Annotated in this window: 10 protein-coding genes; all 10 read left to right on the top strand. The window is 71.0% G+C overall.

Translation table 11 applies throughout. The annotated features are described in order from the left end of the window. On the top strand, window positions 1-1,131 hold the full coding sequence (gene tal, locus ACQPYY_RS15180; RefSeq protein ID WP_379098090.1) for a transaldolase: 1,131 nt from the start codon (window positions 1-3) through the stop codon (window positions 1,129-1,131). 29 nt (window positions 1,132-1,160) lie between these two features. Further along, a complete protein-coding gene (gene zwf / locus ACQPYY_RS15175) occupies window positions 1,161-2,696 on the top strand; it encodes a glucose-6-phosphate dehydrogenase (RefSeq protein ID WP_433594657.1) in 1,536 nt (511 codons plus the stop codon). A 25-nt stretch (window positions 2,697-2,721) separates the two neighbouring features. After that, on the top strand, window positions 2,722-3,630 hold the full coding sequence (gene opcA / locus ACQPYY_RS15170; protein ID WP_433594206.1) for a glucose-6-phosphate dehydrogenase assembly protein OpcA: 909 nt from the start codon (window positions 2,722-2,724) through the stop codon (window positions 3,628-3,630). Then, on the top strand, window positions 3,623-4,360 hold the full coding sequence (gene pgl, locus ACQPYY_RS15165) for a 6-phosphogluconolactonase (RefSeq protein ID WP_387308474.1): 738 nt from the start codon (window positions 3,623-3,625) through the stop codon (window positions 4,358-4,360). The genes opcA and pgl overlap by 8 nt, the downstream gene beginning before the upstream one ends. 198 nt (window positions 4,361-4,558) lie before the next feature. Next, window positions 4,559-5,368: a hypothetical protein gene (locus ACQPYY_RS15160; protein ID WP_433594205.1), complete on the top strand. Its 810-nt coding sequence runs from the start codon at window positions 4,559-4,561 to the stop codon at window positions 5,366-5,368. A gap of 119 nt (window positions 5,369-5,487) precedes the next feature. Next, on the top strand, window positions 5,488-8,349 hold the full coding sequence (locus ACQPYY_RS15155) for a BTAD domain-containing putative transcriptional regulator (protein ID WP_433594204.1): 2,862 nt from the start codon (window positions 5,488-5,490) through the stop codon (window positions 8,347-8,349). A 52-nt stretch (window positions 8,350-8,401) separates the two neighbouring features. After that, window positions 8,402-9,058: a hypothetical protein gene (locus ACQPYY_RS15150; RefSeq protein ID WP_433594203.1), complete on the top strand. Its 657-nt coding sequence runs from the start codon at window positions 8,402-8,404 to the stop codon at window positions 9,056-9,058. A gap of 71 nt (window positions 9,059-9,129) precedes the next feature. After that, a complete protein-coding gene (locus ACQPYY_RS15145; RefSeq protein WP_433594202.1) occupies window positions 9,130-12,051 on the top strand; it encodes a BTAD domain-containing putative transcriptional regulator in 2,922 nt (973 codons plus the stop codon). Between the two features lie 53 nt (window positions 12,052-12,104). Next, on the top strand, window positions 12,105-13,529 hold the full coding sequence (locus ACQPYY_RS15140) for an FAD-binding oxidoreductase (RefSeq protein WP_433594201.1): 1,425 nt from the start codon (window positions 12,105-12,107) through the stop codon (window positions 13,527-13,529). A 160-nt stretch (window positions 13,530-13,689) separates the two neighbouring features. Next, window positions 13,690-14,853 (top strand): lactate 2-monooxygenase, encoded by a 1,164-nt coding sequence (locus ACQPYY_RS15135; RefSeq protein ID WP_433594200.1) that lies wholly within the window; start codon window positions 13,690-13,692, stop codon window positions 14,851-14,853. Window positions 14,854-14,855 lie beyond the last annotated feature (2 nt).

Genomic DNA, 14,855 nt, shown 5'->3' with positions numbered 1-14,855 from the left:
ATGACCCAGAACACGAACACCGCGGCCCTGTCGGCCGCCGGGGTTTCGGTGTGGCTGGACGACCTGTCACGCGATCGCATCAAGTCCGGAAATCTGAAGGGCCTGATCGACTCCCGCAATGTCGTCGGTGTCACCACCAACCCGACCATCTTCCAGGGCGCGCTGTCGAAGGGCCACGCCTACGACGAGCAGGTCACCGAGCTCGCCGCGCGCGGCGCGGACGTCGACTCGGCCATCCGCACCATCACCACCGATGACGTGCGCGCGGCCTGCGACGTGTTCGCCGACGTCTTCGCCGCGTCCAAGGGCGTCGACGGCCGCGTCTCCATCGAGGTCGACCCGCGCCTGGCCTTCGACACCGACGGCACGGTGGCCCAGGCCATCGAGCTGTGGAAGATCGTGGACCGGCCCAACCTGTTCATCAAGATCCCGGCGACCGAGGCCGGCCTGCCGGCCATCACCCGGGTCATCTCCGAGGGCATCAGCGTGAACGTGACGCTGATCTTCTCGGTGCGGCGCTACATCGCGGTGATGGGCGCCTACCTCGACGGTCTGCGCAACGCCACCACCTCCGGACACGACATCGCCAAGGTCCAGTCCGTCGCCTCGTTCTTCGTCTCCCGTGTGGACACCGAGATCGACAAGCGGCTCGAGGCCATCGGCACCCCGGAGGCCCTGGCGCTGCGCGGCAAGGCCGGAATCGCCAACGCGCACTTGGCCTATGCCGCCTATCAGGACATCTTCGACGGCGGCAAGCACACCGACGTGTTCAACAAGCTGTCGTCGCAGGGCGGCAACAAGCAGCGCGCGCTGTGGGCCTCGACCGGGGTGAAGAACCCCGAGTACTCCGACACCATGTACGTGACCGAGCTGGTCGCCCCCGACACGGTGAACACGCTGCCGGAGAAGACCCTCGAGGCCGTCGCCGACCACGGCGTCATCGTGCCGAACGCGGCCGTCGGCAAGGCGGAGCAGGCACAGGCGGTCTTCGACCAGCTGGTCGCGGTGGGCATCGACCTGGACGACGTGTTCGGTGTGCTCGAGACCGAGGGCGTCGACAAGTTCGTCGCCTCCTGGCAGGAACTGCTCGACGCCACCACCGAAAAGCTGCAGGTCGCGGGAGGCAACTGACCGTGGCTCGCGCGGCGACGACGGTCGCGATGCCCAACCCGCTGCGCGATGATCGCGACAGCCGGGTGCCCCGCATCGCCGGACCGTGCAACGTGGTGATATTCGGCGTTACCGGTGACCTGTCGCGGCGCAAAGTGCTGCCGGCCATCTACGATCTGGCGAACCGGGGGCTGCTGCCCCCGGGCTTCTCGCTGATCGGATTCGCGCGCCGGGACTGGACCGACGAGGACTTCGCGAACCTGGTTCACGAGTCCGTGTCGTCCTCGGCGCGCACCCCCTTCCGCGAGGAGGTGTGGCAGCAGCTCAAGGAGGGTCTGCGTTTCGTCCGCGGCACGTTCGAGGACGACGCGGCCTTCCACAAGCTGGCCACCACCCTCAAGGATCTGGACCGGGATCGCGGGACGGGCGGCAATACCGCCTTCTACCTGTCGATCCCGCCCAGCGACTTCCCCATCGTGCTGGAACAGCTGTCCAAGAACGGGCTGGCCAAGCCGACCGATTCCCCCGCGGGGCAACCGGATCCGTGGCGGCGAGTGGTGATCGAGAAGCCGTTCGGGCACGACCTGAACAGCGCGCAGGAACTCAACGCGCTGGTCAACACGGTGTTCCCGGAGCGGTCGGTGTTCCGCATCGACCACTATCTGGGCAAGGAGACGGTCCAGAATATTCTGGCGCTGCGCTTCGCCAACCAGCTGTGGGATCCGATCTGGAACGCCAACTATGTGGACCACGTGCAGATCACCATGGCCGAGGACATCGGCCTGGGTGGTCGCGCGGGGTACTACGACGGCATCGGCGCGGCCCGTGACGTCATCCAGAATCACCTGCTGCAGCTGCTGGCGCTGACGGCCATGGAAGAGCCGGTGAGCTTCCAGCCCAAGCAGTTGCAGATCGAGAAGATCAAGGTGCTCTCGGCGACGAAACTCGTTGCGCCGCTGGATGAGACGACCGCGCGCGGCCAGTACACGGCGGGCTGGCAGGGCAGTGAGCCGGTGGTGGGCCTGCTGCAGGAGGAGGGCTTCGACCCCAACTCCCGCACCGAGACCTACGCCGCCATCACCCTGTCCGTGGCGACCCGCCGCTGGGCGGGCGTGCCGTTCTACCTGCGCACCGGCAAGCGTCTGGGCCGGCGCGTCACCGAGATCGCGGTGGTGTTCAAGCGCGCCCCGCACCTGCCCTTCGACCAGACCATGACCGAGGAACTCGGACAGAACGCGCTGGTCATCCGGGTGCAGCCGGACGAGGGCATCACCATGCGATTCGGGTCCAAGGTGCCCGGGTCGTCCATGGAGGTGCGCGACGTGAACATGGACTTCAGCTACGGCGAGGCGTTCACCGAGGACTCCCCCGAGGCCTACGAGCGGCTCATCCTGGACGTGCTGCTCGGGGTGCCGTCGCTGTTCCCAGTCAACGAGGAGGTCGAATTGTCCTGGCGCATCCTCGATCCCGCGCTCGAACACTGGGCCGCGACCGGCAAACCCGACCCGTACGAGGCGGGCGGCTGGGGTCCGGAATCCGCCGACGAGATGCTCGCGCGCAGCGGGCGGGAATGGCGGCGGCCGTGACCACACCCACCCAGGAGCCCGCCCGATGATCATCGACATGCCCGACACCGATACCCGCGAGGTGTCGAAACGCCTTGTGCAACTGCGGGAATCCAATGGCGTGGTCACCATGGGCCGGGTGCTCACCCTGGTGGTGTGCACCCTCGACAGCTCCGAGGCCGAGGACGCCATCGACGCGGCCAACGACGCCAGTCGTGAACACCCGTGCCGGGTGATCGTGCTGGCCCGCGGCGACCGCATGGCCCAGACGCGGCTGGACGCGCAGATCCGCGTGGGCGGCGACGCGGGCGCGGCCGAGGTGATCGTGCTGCGGCTGCAGGGCGATCTGGTGCCGCACGAGGCCAGCGTGGTGATCCCGTTCCTGCTGCCCGACACCCCCGTGGTGGCGTGGTGGCCGCGGGGCGCGCCGGAGTTCCCGTCCAGGGATTCGGTGGGCCGCCTGGCTACCCGCCGGATCACCGACGCGACTTTCGCGGCCGATCCGCAGGCCACCATCAAGGGTCGCCGGCACTCCTACGCGACCGGCGACACCGATCTGGCGTGGAGCCGGGTCACCTACTGGCGGGCGCTGCTGGCGGCGGCGCTCGACGAGGCCCCGTTCGAAACCGTTGAGTCGGTGACGATTTCGGGCCTGAAGGAAGAACCGGCGCTGGACATGCTGGCGGGCTGGCTGGCCGCGCGGCTGGACTGCCCGGTGGTGCGGCGCACCGGCGAGCTGAAGGTGGAGATGCACCGGCCCTCGGTGTCGATCGCCATCTCCCGCCCGCAGCACGGCCGCACCGCGACCCTGTCCCGCACCGGCGAACCCGACCAGCGTTTCGCGCTGGCGCGCCGCGAGACCAAGGACTGCTTGGCCGAGGAACTGCGTCACCTCGACGCCGACGACATCTATGCCGAGGCCCTCACCGGAATCGAAAGGGTGACCTATGAGTAAGCCCGCCGTCACGGAAACCTTCACCACCGTCGACGATCTGGTGATGGCGGCGGCCGCCCGCTTCGTCGCGCAGGTGGTGGAGGCGCAGCGGCTGCGCGGCTCCGCCTCGGTGGTCCTGACCGGCGGCGGCACCGGCATCGCGCTGCTGGAACTGGTGCGCAAGGCCCCCGGCGACATCGACTGGGCCAAGCTCGACATCTTCTGGGGCGACGAGCGTTTCGTGCCCACGGGCGACCCGGAGCGCAACGAACTCCAGGCCCGCCACGCGCTGCTCGACCACGTCCCGGTCGACCCGTCCCGGGTGCACCCGACCGAGACCTCGAGCGGCGACTATCCGGACCCGCTGGAGGCCGCGGGCGAGTACTCGGCCACCGTGCACGCGCACCTGGCCGAGCACGGCGCGTTCGACCTGCACCTGCTCGGCATGGGCGGAGAAGGGCACATCAACTCGCTGTTCCCGCACACCGACGCCACCCGCGAGGAACACGAGCTGGTTGTCGCGGAGACCAATTCGCCCAAGCCGCCGGCCGTGCGGATCACGCTGACGCTGCCCGCGATCCGCAAGTCGCGCCACGTCATGCTGATCGTGTCCGGTGAGGCGAAGGCGGCCGCGGTGGCCGCCGCCCTCAACGGGGCGTCGCCGCTCGATATCCCGGCGGCGGGTGCTATCGGCACCGAGTCCACCACCTGGCTGCTGGACGAGAGCGCCGCGGCGGACCTGCCGCGCTAGTTCCCGCGACGGCGGGCCCGGATCGATCGATCCGGGCCCGCCGTTCGTCGTTTCCGCCGACATCCTGGCCTCCCCCGTCCGACGCACGGCGTCCCCGCATGCCCTGATCGGCTCGACCGCTGTAAACGGGTAGCCGACTACTCGCGATTAGCTGGTAGGACGCTTCTATCGTCGAATCCGCGCCGAAAGGTTCGGTGCATGGAGGGGAAGGCCATGATCGACATCATCACCCTGCGCGGCACCGGGGAGCAGCGCAATTCGGACGGGGCACCGGCGGGCATGCTGCACGATGTCGCCAAGCTGCTGGACCCGAGCAAGTTCAGCACGTTCGAACCGGACTGGCCCGCCGAGATCGGCCCGGTGCCCAGCACCTGGGGCTCCTCGCTGAACACCTCGGTGCGGCTCGGGGTCGCGGCGGGGGTCAAGGCCATCCAGGATTCGCCGAATGTGTGCGGCCTGCTGAGCTATTCGCTCGGCGGGATCGTGGCCAGCACGATCCTGCAGGGTGTGCGCGCGGGTGTCTACACCAATGTGGACGGGTCGCCGCTCGAGATCGCGTTCACGGTGAACATCGCCAACCCGATGCGCCGCAAGGGCCAGTCGGTCGGCGACCTGTGCCCGCCGCACACCTACGGCCTGCACGGGCAGCGCGGCTCCTGGCCGGTGGGCCTGGACGTGCGCGAGTACGCCAACCCCGACGACATCATCACCTCCTCCCCCGGCGACTCCCCGCTGCGCGCCATCGACACCGCCATCTCCCCCTTCTCCCTCGTCGAGGGCGCGCGCATCGGCAACCTCACCCCGATGCTGTTCCACGAGCTGCTGAACTTCCTGCTCCAGAATCCGGTCGCCAATCTGGACCGCTACACCACCGCGATGCGCGGCCTGCTCGGCTACCTGACGCCGTGGCCCGACGGCGAGCACGTCCGGTACTCCGGCCACAACATGCCCGGCACGAACGTGCTGTGGACGACCCACGCGGCGGAATACCTCAACGCCCACTACTGAACGCCCGTCCACGCCGCCGCGCGGGCGGCGGGATAGATTGCGGGAGAGTAGTAGCGAGGTGATTCGTGGGTGGTCCGCCGAGTGACGCCGAGGGGGTCGGCGTTCGGCCGGAGGTGTTGGTGAATGTCCTGGGTGGGCTGGCCGCGACGGTCTCGGGGCGGCCGGTCGACCTGGGCGGGTTGCGGCAGCGGAGTCTGCTCGCGGCCCTGATCGCGGCCTATCCGCGGGAAGTGTCCGCGGACCGGCTGCTCGAACAGGTGTGGCACGATGCGGCCGAGCCTTCGGTCAGCTCACTGCATTTCGGGATCTCGAAGCTGCGCGACCGGCTCGAACCCGATCGGCGGCGCGGCGCCGAAAGGGTGATCGTGCGGTCCGGGACGCGGTACCAGCTGGCCCTGGACGCGGACCGGATCGACGCGCACCGCTTCGCCGGACGGCTCGCCGCCGCCGAATCGGCCTGCGCGGCCGGGGATTCCGCGGCCGGGCTGAGCGCCTACGAAACGGCGCTGAGCGAGTGGACGGGCGCGCCCTACGCCGATATCGCCGACGCCGATTTCGTGCGGCCGGAGATCGCGAGGCTGACCGGGCTGGAACTGCGGGCCCGGAAAGCCTTGGTGGAGTTGCGACTCGGCGCCGGCCGGATCGAGGCCGCGCTCGCCGACGCCGAGGCGCTGGTGGCCGCGCATCCGCTCGACGAACGGGTGTGGGAGCTCGCGGCGCTGGCGCGCTACCGGGCCGGGAGGCAGTCCGAGGCGCTGGCGGCATTGCGGGATGTGCGGCGGCTGCTCGACACCGAACTCGGCATCGAGCCGGGAGTCGGGTTGCGCGAGCTGGAGACCGCGATCCTGCGCCATGACGAGGATCTGCTGCCCGGGTCGGCGGCCGCGGTCCATGCCGTCACCCCGTTGATCGCGGCGACCTGCCCGATGCCGGTTCCTCGGACCCAATTGATCGGGCGTGCGGACGAACTCGACGAGATCCATCGCGCGGTGCGCGAGAGCCGACTGGTGACCCTGGTCGGTACCGGCGGGGTCGGCAAGACCCGGCTGGCGGTCGAGACCTGCCGCCGCCTGCCGAGGAACCCGGCCACCGGGGATCAGCTGTGGTGGGTCGATCTGGCTCCCGTCGAATCCGATGAACTGGTCGCCGCCACCGTGGCCGCGGCCATGCAGGTGCGGGGCGCGAGCACCCCCGCGCGGCTCGCCGACATTGTCGCGACGCAGGAATGCACGGTGCTGCTGGACAATTGCGAACACGTCCTCGATGGGGTCGCCGAGGTGGTGAATGTCCTGCTGACCCGCTGCCCGCGGGTCCGCATCATCGCCACCAGCCGTGAACCGCTCGCCCTCGACGGCGAGCGCGTCATCGACGTTCCGACGCTGGACGAGTCCGAGGCGGTGCTGTTGTTCGCCGCGCGGGCCGCGGGCATGGTCGAGGGCTGGAGCCTCGAAGACCGTGTGCGCGAACCGGTTCGGCGTATCTGTGCCGACCTCGACGGCATCCCGCTCGCCGTGGAGTTGGCCGCGGCCCAGCTGCGGGTGCTGTCCGAGCAGCAGATCGCCGACGGTCTGGCCGACCGGTTCACCCTGCTCGAGGGAGGTTCACGCACCGCGCCCGTGCGGCAGCGCCGCCTGGCCGACACCATCGACTGGAGTTACCGGCTGCTCGATCCCGCCGAAGCGCGGCTGTTGCGCGATATCTCGGTCTTCGCCGGAAGTTTCGACATCGACGCGGCCGCCGCCGTCCACGGGGCGAGCTCGTCGATGGCCGTCCTGGCCCCGCTGACCGGTCTGGTTCGGCGATCCCTGCTGCGGGTCCAGCCCGCCTCGTCACCGCGCCGGTACCGGCTGCTGCAGACGATTCGCGAATTCGCGCTCACCCGTTGCGAAGCCGAGGAGCTCGAGCGGGCCCGGGCCGCGCACCGGCAGTGCGTGCTGGAGCGGGCGCAGGCCGCGGCCGCGCATCTGCGCGACGCCAGATCGGCGCAGTCGATGGACACGCTCAACCGCGATGTCGCCGAACACCGCGCCGCCATCGCCTCCGCCTTCGCCGCCGGCGACCCCGCGTACGTGCTGCGGCTGGCGGCGGCGCTGTACTGGTTCTGGTACCGGCGCGGATTCATCGAGGAGGCCATCCCGGCCATCACGACGGCGCTCGCCTCGAGCGAAGCACCCGACCACGGCGTGGACGCCGCGACCCTGTCCCTCGCCCTGGGCGGACTGGGTGGGCTGCATTATCTTTCCGGCGATCCGGTGCGCGGCGTGGCGATGGCGGAGCGCGCCGCCTCCCTCGCGAACGCCGAAGGCGATCGCGACACGGCCACCTGGATGCGCACCTGGACCACCTATCTGCGCGCGGTCGCCGACCCCACCCGCGACACGGCCGCGGACGCCGCCGTGGCCGTCGCCTCGGCCCGCCGCGACGGCCGCCCCTGGCAGCTGGCCGACGCGCTCATGGTGCAGGGCCGAATCCTGCGCTACGCGAATCGGCCCGCCGCGGCGCGCGCCGCCCTGACCGAGGCGATCGCGGTCGCCGAACGCTGCGGCCACCGCCTCACCGTCGCCTCGGCCTCCTGGACCCTGACCCGCTGCGCCCTCGAGGCCGACGACCACGCCGAAGCCCGAACCGCCCTGCGCACCATGCACACCGCGGTCGAGCTCGACGGCGACGTCACCTCGTGGCTGGTGATGGCTCACCTGGCCGCGGCCCTGGCGATGCGCACCGACCGGCCCACCGACGGGGCCCGCCTGCTCGGCGCGGTCCGTGCCCTGGGCGTCCGGATCGGATTCCAGCCGGAGGTGATGGACCCGATCGACGCGGCTCGTGAGGCCGCCGCCGTCGAGAACGCGCTGCCCCCAGCGACATTCGAGGCGAGCTTGACGGCGGGCGCGACGATGTCCCGCGACGAGGTGAATGTGCTGGTCAGCTCTATTCTCGGCGAGCCCGCGAGGCTGCCGGGCAGGGCGCTAAGTTCGCGCTAAGAGGCAGGCACTCTGCTGGACGTCAACGACCCCGTCGAGTGACAGGAGCTTCATGTCCAGCGTCTGCGATCCGCCCGCGCCCACCGGTGCGCGTCCGCTTCCGGCCTATCGGGTCGCCGAGCGAGTGCGGGCGGCGGTCGCAGGCGCGGTGCCGACGCCGGGAGCCGACGCCTACCGGCACCCGGCCGCGGATGCCGTTCCCGCCGTCCTGGTCTCGACCAGATCCGGCGCCCTGTACGCGGGTGGTCTCACCTATCGCGTCGAGGACTCGGGAACCGTACTGCGGGCCTGGCGGGGCTGGCTGGCGACAGCGCCGGACTGCGTCACCAGTTCCGTCGCGGTGCTGAACCTGCCCGCCGTCCCCGTCCTCCCCGCATCGCTGCACGGGGCCACGGTCCTGCACCTGCGCTACGCCCACTCGGGAGATCCGGCCCGGGGCGCCGAGTTGCTCGCGCCGCTGCGGCAGGTGGCCACACCAGTGCTGGACACCACCTGCATCCACCATGACCCGGACCATCCGATGCCCGTCCCGGCCATCGACGCGCTGCTGGCGGCCGCGGCCGGGCAGCCGATCACCTTCGCCGAGATCCGGGCCCTCGGCGGCGCGATCGCCCGGCAATCGCTGTCCCCCGGCATGATCGCCGGACGCCACGCGCTCGGCCATGCCCGGGGGCTGATCGGCTATCCGGCACCGGAAGCCGACGGCTAGGCGCGGCACGCTGATACGTTTCACGGTTCTCACAGCGATAGATTGCCGAGTGAGAGCTAGTGAGGTGATTCGTGGGTGATCTACCGGGTGACGGCGAGGAGATCGGTGCGCGGCCGCGGGTGCGTTTGCACGTCCTGGGCGGGCTGGCGGCCACGGTCGAGGGACGGCCGGTCGATCTGGGCGGGCTGCGGCAGCGGAGTTTGCTGGCGGCATTGATCGCGGCGTTCCCGCGGGAGGTGTCGGCGGATCGGCTGCTCGAGCAGGTGTGGCACGACGCCGTGGAACCGTCGGTGGGATCACTGCATTTCGGGATCTCGAAGCTGCGCGATCGACTCGAGCCCGACCGCCGACGCGGCGCGGCGGGCGTGATCGTCCGGTCCGCCACCAGCTATCAGTTGGATCTGGCCGCCGACCGAATCGACGCGCATCGCTTCACCGGGCACCTCGCGACGGCCGAAGCAGCGTGCGCCACAGGTGATTCCGCTACAGCGCTGCGGGCGTACGAGGCTGCGCTCGACGAGTGGCGCGGCGCGCCGTACGCGGATATCGCCGACGCCGACTTCGTGCGGCCGGAGATCGCACGTCTCACCGCGCTCGAGCTCCGGGCGCGAAAAGCGCTGGTGGAGTTGCGGCTCGAGACGGGCCGCGCCGAAGCCGCGCTGCTCGACGCGGAGGCCTTGGCGGTCGCGCATCCGCTCGACGAACGTGTCTGGGAGTTGACGGCGCTGGCCCGCTACCGGGCCGGACGCCAATCCGACGCGCTGGCGGCACTGCGGGATATCCGCGACCGGCTCGACACCGAGCTGGGTATCGAACCCGGGCTCCGGCTACGTGAGCTCGAGACCGCCATCCTGCGCCATGACGAGGAGCTGCTGCGCGGATCGGAGGCCCCCGCCCGGGTTGTCGTCACCGTGCCCGAGACCGCGGCGGCCTGTCCCATGCCGGTGCCGCGGACCCAATTGGTCGGCCGCACGGCCGAACTCGACGATATCGGCCGCGCGGTCGGCGCGGCCCGCCTGGTGACCCTGGTCGGCACGGGCGGCGTCGGCAAGACTCGGCTGGCGGTCGAGACCTGCCGGAGGCTGCCCCGGGTCACGGGCTCCGAGGACGAGCCGTGGTGGGTCGATCTGGCCCCGGTCGAATCCGATGACCTGGTCGCCGGCACGATCGCCGAGTCACTGCAGGTCCTCGGCGCGAGCACACCCGATCGCCTCGCCGACATCGTCGCGAACCGGGAAGGCACACTGCTGCTGGACAATTGCGAACACGTCCTCGACGGGGTCGCCCACATGGTGCACACCCTGCTGATCCGATGCCCCGGCCTGCGGGTCCTCGCCACCAGCCGCGAGCCGCTCGCGGTCGACGGCGAGCACGTCGTCGAGGTACCGCCGCTCGATGAGTCCGATGCCGTCGAGCTGTTCGCCGCGCGGGCCGCGGGCGTGGTGGCCGGCTGGTCATTGAACGAGTCGGTGCGCGAACCGGTCCGGCGGATCTGCGCCGACCTGGACGGCATCCCCCTCGCGGTGGAATTGGCCGCCGCGCAATTGCGGGTGCTGTCCGAGCAGCAGATCGCCGATGGTCTGGCCGACCGGTTCACGCTGCTGGCCGGAGGCGCTCGCACCGCACCCGTGCGACAGCGCCGCCTCTCGGACGCCATCGACTGGAGCTACCGGCTGCTCGACCCCACCGAAGCGCGGCTGCTGCGCGACGTCGCGGTCTTCGCGGGGAGCTTCGATATCGACGCCGCCGCAGCGGTACACGGTGTCGCGAACTCGATGGCCGTGCTGGAACCGCTGACCGGTCTGGTGCGCCGGTCGCTGCTGCGGGTGCAGCCCGCGTCGTCGCCGCGCCGCTACCGGATGTTGCAGAGCATCCGCGAATTCGCGCTCGCCCGTTGCGAAGCCGACGAGCTGGAGCGGGTGCGCGCGGCGCACCGCCGCTGCGTGCTGGACCGGGCGGAGGCCGCCGCGGTCCATCTGCGGGACGCCCGCTCGGCGGAGCTGATGGACGCGCTCGGCGCCGATGTCGCCGAGCATCGTGCCGCCATCGCATCCGCTGTCGCGGCCGGCGACCCCGGGTACGTGCTGCGGCTGGCCGCGGCCCTGCACTGGTTCTGGTACCGGCGCGGGTTCATCGCGGAGGGCATCGCGGCCATCAGCAGCGCCCTCGACGCGACCGCAGCGCCCGGGCACGGGGTCGAACCCGGGACCCTGTCCTTGGCGCTCGGCGGATTGGGCGGGCTGCACTATCTTTCCGGTGATCCGCTCCGGGGCGCGGCGGCCACCACACGGGCCGAGCGGGTGGCGGCAGCCGCGGGCGATCTCGACACCGCCGCCTGGATGCGGTCGTGGACCACCTACATGCGCGCGATCGCCGAGCCCACACCCGAGGCGGCCGTCACCGCCGCGGCCGCTGTCACCGCCACCCGCGCGGACGGCAGACCATGGCAGTTGGCGGAGGCCTTGATGATCGAGGGCATGATCCTGCGGTTCACCGATCGTCCCGAGGAGGCTCGGGCAGCGCTGCGGGAGGCCGTGGCGGTCGCCGAGCGCTGCGGGCATCGCTGGTCGGGGGCTTCCGCGTCGTGGACGCTGGCCCGCTGCGCATTGGACGCCGGTGACATCGCCGACGCGCGGACCGCGTTGCGCACCATGCAGACCGCGCTGGAACTGGACGGGGACGTGACGTCGTGGCTGGTGATGGTGCAGCTGGCCGCGGCGCTCGCGGCGCGCAGCGGCCGTCCCGCGGACGGCGCCCGGATGCTCGGGGCGGTCCGCGCCCTGGGTGGCCGGATCGGATTCCTGCCGGAGGTGATGGATCCGGTCGATGCGGTCCGCGAGGCCACCGAGGTTCGGTCGGCGCTGTCGGAGGCCGAGTTCGAGGCGGGTGTGGCGGCGGGCGCGATATTGACTCGCGCCGACGTGAACGCGCTGGTCAGCGCCCTCGCCTCCGGGACCGCCGGTGATGCTGGGCGGCAGCTAAGTTCGCGATAAGCGTCGTGCGGTCTCCTGGATGTCGATCAGCACCATCGACTTTCAGGAGCCCCATGTCCAGCGTCTTCGATCCGGCCGCGCCGGCCGGCCTCGACCGACATCCGATTCCGGCCGCCACCGTCGTCGAACGCCTGCGCGCCGCCGTCGCCGGTGCCGTCCACACCCCCGGCGAGGAAGGGTATCAGCGCTCGGCGGCCGGATTCAATGCGGCGATCGAGCACGCGGCCGCGGCCGTCGTGGTGGCCAGCAGCGCCGCCGACGTGGCGGCCACCGTCCGCGTCGCCGTCGAGACGGGGTACACCGTCGCGGTGCGGGCCACCGGGCACGGGGTGCTGCCGACACCCGCCGACAGCATCCTCATCGACACCACCCTGCTGGACGCGGTCTCGATCGACCGTGATCAGCGGACGGCGACCGTGGGCGCGGGTGTGCGCTGGCAGCAGGTCCTCGACGCCGCCGCCCCGTTCGGGCTGGCCGGGCTCGCCGGGTCCTCGACCAGCGTCGGTGTCGTCGGGTACACCCTCGGCGGCGGTCTGGGCCCGATCGCGCGCACCTACGGTTTCGCCGCCGACCATGTCACCGCCATGGAGGTGGTGACCGCCGACGCGACCCTGCGCCGCGTCACCCCCGACTCCGAACCCGAACTGTTCCGGGCCCTGCTGGGCGGGGGCGCGGCCTTCGGCATCGTCACCCAGATGACGTTCCGGCTCTTCCCGATTCACACGCTGTACGCCGGTAGCCTCACGTACCGCATCGAGGATGCGGCGGTCGTGCTGCGGGCGTGGCGGAATTGGGTGGCTGCGGCGCCGGAGACGGTGACCAGTTCGGTCGCGATCCTGAATCTGCCGCCGCTGCTGGAGATTCCGGAACCGCTGCGCGGGGCCACCGTGCTCACCCTGCGCTACGCCCATGTCGGCGACGCCGCCGAGGGGGCCGCGCTGCTGGCCCCGCTGCGTCCGGTGGCCGCGCCTTTGATGGACACCGTCGCCGAAATGCCTTACACGGCTTTGGCTTCCATTCACAATGATCCGACCCACCCGATGCCCGCGCTGGATCGGGGGACCTTGCTGCGGGAATTGCCGGACGCGGCGCTCGACGCCCTGCTCGGGGCGGTCGTGGGGGCCCCGATCGGCATGGCCGAGATCCGGGTGTTCGGCGGAGCGATCGCGCGAGAGTCGCAGTCGCACACTACGATCGCGGGTCGCCACGCGGCGTTCCAGGTCTTCGCGGTCGGCGTGCTCGCCCCGCCGGTCGCCGAAGTGGTTCCGGCCGCGCTCGACCAGGTGGCAGCCGCGATGGACCGGTGGAGTCTGGACGCCGCCACGCCGAACTTCGGCCTGAATCCGCTCGGCGGGTCGTCGGAGACCCTGGCGGCCTGGACCGAGCCGCAGCGCGCACGCCTCGTCGACGCGCGCCGCCGCTACGACCCGGCCGGGGTGTTCGCCCCGGCCGCGCGCTGGAATCCGCCGGTGCGCTGAGCTCCGGTTTCCGCGCCGAGCGCCGGCGGGACCTGCCGCTGGTCGAGAGACCACGCGGGGTGCGGCAGGTCCCGCCACCCAACTTCTTACCCACCGGTAGGGTCTGCTGGCAGAATGACAGGGCGCTCCGGCGGCGGGTGCGTGAACAAGGAGGTTGCGCGTGGCATTCGGTGATTTTCAGAACGAGATCTACTTCAACGGGTTGCGCGGGGTGGTGCCGGCGATGCCGGTGAGCTACGCGGATCTGGCCGAGCGGGCGCGGGCGGCGATGCCGCCGTCGGTGTACTCGTACGTGGCGGGCGGCGCGGGCGACGAGCGGACCCAGAATGCCAATGTGGCGGCGTTCGATCGCTGGGGGCTGATGCCGCGCATGTTCGTCGGCGCGAAGGAGCGCGACCTGTCCGTCGAGTTGTTCGGGAGCACCTGGGCCGCACCGGTGTTCATGGCGCCGGTCGGGGTGATCGGGCTGTGCGCGCAGGACGGGCACGGGGACCTGGCGACCGCGCGAGCGGCGGCGCGCACCGGGGTGCCGATGGTGGCGTCCACGCTGACGGTGGATCCGATGGAGGATGTCGCCGCCGAATTCGGTGACACCCCCGGCTTCTTCCAGCTCTACACCCCCACCGATCGTGACCTGGCCGCGAGCCTCGTCGAGCGCGCCGAGAAGGCCGGATTCCAGGGCATCGTCGTCACCCTCGACACCTGGGTGACCGGGTGGCGGCCGCGTGACCTGTCCACCGGCAACTTCCCGCAGCTGCGCGGGCACTGCCTGGCCAACTACTTCACCGACCCGGTCTTCCGGGCGAGCCTGGCCAAGTCGCCGGAGGAGGATCCGCAGACGGCGATCCTGCGCTGGATCCAGGTCTTCGGTAATCCGCTCACCTGGGCCGACCTGCCGTGGCTGCGGTCGCTGACCAAGCTGCCGCTGATCGTGAAGGGCATCGGTCATCCCGATGACGCCCGCCGCGCCAAGGATCTGGGCGTGGACGGCATCTACTGCTCCAATCACGGTGGCCGCCAAGCCAATGGCGGGCTCCCGGCCCTGGACATGCTGCCGGGCGTGGTGGCGGCCGCGGACGGACTGCCCGTGCTCTTCGACTCCGGGGTGCGGTCCGGCGCGGACATCATCAAGGCGCTCGCGCTGGGCGCGTCGGCGGTCGGCATCGGACGGCCCTACGCCTACGGGCTGGCATTGGGCGGGGCGGACGGGATCGTGCACGTGCTGCGCACGCTGCTGGCGGAGGCGGATCTGATCATGGCGGTGGACGGGTATCCGACGCTGAAGGATCTGACACCGGACGCGCTACGGCCCGTCACCGTCTAGTG

It is taken from the genome of Nocardia sp. CA-145437, assembly GCF_050956485.1.
GTDB lineage: Bacteria > Actinomycetota > Actinomycetes > Mycobacteriales > Mycobacteriaceae > Nocardia.
The sequence above is the reverse complement of the archived record's forward strand: the minus strand, read 5'-3'. Positions and strand labels throughout refer to the sequence as shown.